General features: G+C 52.9%; 1 pseudogene. It reads left to right on the top strand.

Annotated features, from left to right (window positions below):
- Positions 1-2261, top strand: a pseudogene (gene ypjA / locus BGE37_RS24665) (adhesin-like autotransporter YpjA/EhaD); the annotation flags it as partial.

Below are 2261 nucleotides of genomic sequence, written 5' to 3'. Positions count from 1 at the left end.
CGCGCTGATGGCGTCGCGTTCAGCATCGAGCAGGATGCGGCGAACAATATCCTGCTGGCAAATGGCGGCGTGTTAACCGTGGAGTCAGACACCACTTCCGCCAAAACACAGGTCAATGCGGGCGGACGGGAGATCGTCAAAACAAAAGCCACTGCGACTGGCACGATGCTTACCGGCGGTGAACAAATCGTCGAGGGTGTGGCGAATGAGACAACGATTAACGACGGCGGAATACAAACAGTTTCGGCTAACGGTGAGGCAGTAAAAACAACGATTAATGAAGGCGGTACGCTGACAGTCAACGATAATGGCAAAGCGACAGATATCATCCAGAACAGCGGTGCCGCTCTCCAGACGAGCACGGCTAACGGTATTGAAATCAGCGGTACTCACCAGTACGGCACCTTTTCCATTGCCGGAAATTTAGCGACCAATGTGCAGCTGGAAAATGGCGGTAATTTATTGGTATTAGCAGGTACCGAAGCTCGCGATTCCACGGTTGGCAACGGTGGGGCAATGCAAAACCTGGGTCAGGACTTCGCCACAAAGGTTAATTCCGGTGGGCAATATACCCTTGGTCGGTCAAAAGATGAGTTTCAGGCTCTGGCCCGGGCAGAAGATCTGCAGGTCGCTGGCGGGACGGCAATCGTCTACGCAGGTACGCTGGCGGATGCATCGGTCAGTGGCGCGACAGGAAGCCTGTCGTTAATGACGCCACGGGATAATGTTACGCCAGTTAAACTTGAAGGGGGGGGCCGGATTACCGATAGCGCGACATTAACTATCGGAAATGGCGTCGATACGACGCTTGCCGACCTGACGGCTGCCAGCCGGGGCAGTGTCTGGCTTAACAGCAATAATTCCTGTGCAGGCACCAGCAACTGCGAATATAGAGTAAACAGTTTGCTCCTCAACGACGGTGATGTTTATTTATCAGCACAAACAGCAGCGCCTGCCACAACTAACGGTATCTACAATACGCTGACCACCAGTGAACTTTCCGGCAGCGGTAATTTCTACCTGCATACCAACGTTGCAGGCTCCCGGGGCGATCAACTGGTCGTCAACAACAACGCCACTGGCAATTTTAACATCTTTGTTCAGGATACCGGCGTCAGCCCTCAGTCTGACGACGCGATGACGCTGGTGAAAACAGGGGGAGGGGATGCTTCGTTTACGCTGGGTAATACCGGCGGTTTCGTTGATCTTGGGACCTATGAGTATGTCCTGAAAAGCGACGGCAACAGCAACTGGAACCTGACCAATGATGTCAAACCCAACCCGGCCCCCAACCCAAATCCGAAACCGGATCCAAAACCAGACCCAAAACCGGATCCGAAACCAGACCCGACTCCCGATCCAACGCCGACACCCGTCCCGGAGAAACGCATCACGCCTTCTACGGCAGCCGTACTCAATATGGCAGCAACATTACCGTTGGTCTTTGATGCTGAGCTAAACAGTATTCGCGAGCGGTTGAACATAATGAAAGCGAGTCCACACAACAATAATGTCTGGGGGACGACGTATAACACCCGTAATAATGTCACCACCGATGCGGGTGCCGGGTTTGAGCAGACGCTGACCGGAATGACGGTGGGGATCGATAGCCGTAATGGTATTCCTGAGGGGATTGCTACGCTGGGCGCTTTTATGGGTTATTCCCATTCACATATCGGTTTTGATCGTGGAGGACATGGCAGTGTGGGCAGTTATTCTCTGGGGGGCTATGTCAGCTGGGAACATGAAAGTGGTTTCTATCTGGACGGTATCGTGAAGCTGAACCGCTTTGAAAGTAACGTAGCCGGTAAAATGAGCAGCGGTGGAGCCGCCAACGGCAGTTATCGCAGCAACGGGCTGGGCGGTCACATTGAAACCGGGATGCGATTTACCGATGGTAACTGGAACCTGACGCCGTATGCATCGTTAACGGGGTTCACCGCTGATAACCCCGAATATCATTTATCCAATGGTATGGAATCGAAATCAGTCGATACCCGCAGTATATATCGTGAACTGGGCGCAACGCTGAGTTACAACATGCGTCTGGGGAACGGCATGGAAGTTGAGCCGTGGCTGAAGGCGGCTGTGCGCAAAGAATTTGTCGATGATAACCGGGTGAAAGTGAATAATGACGGTAATTTTGTCAATGATTTGTCGGGCAGACGTGGAATATACCAGGCAGGTATTAAAGCCTCATTCAGCAGTTCGTTAAGCGGGCATCTCGGGGTGGGGTATAGCCATGGTGCCGGTGTGGAATC

Origin of the sequence: Escherichia sp. MOD1-EC6300 (assembly GCF_002965045.1) — a bacterium.
Classification (GTDB): Bacteria; Pseudomonadota; Gammaproteobacteria; order Enterobacterales; family Enterobacteriaceae; genus Escherichia; species Escherichia coli_F.
Note: the sequence above shows the minus strand (reverse complement) of the source record. Positions and strands in the feature narration are given on the sequence as shown.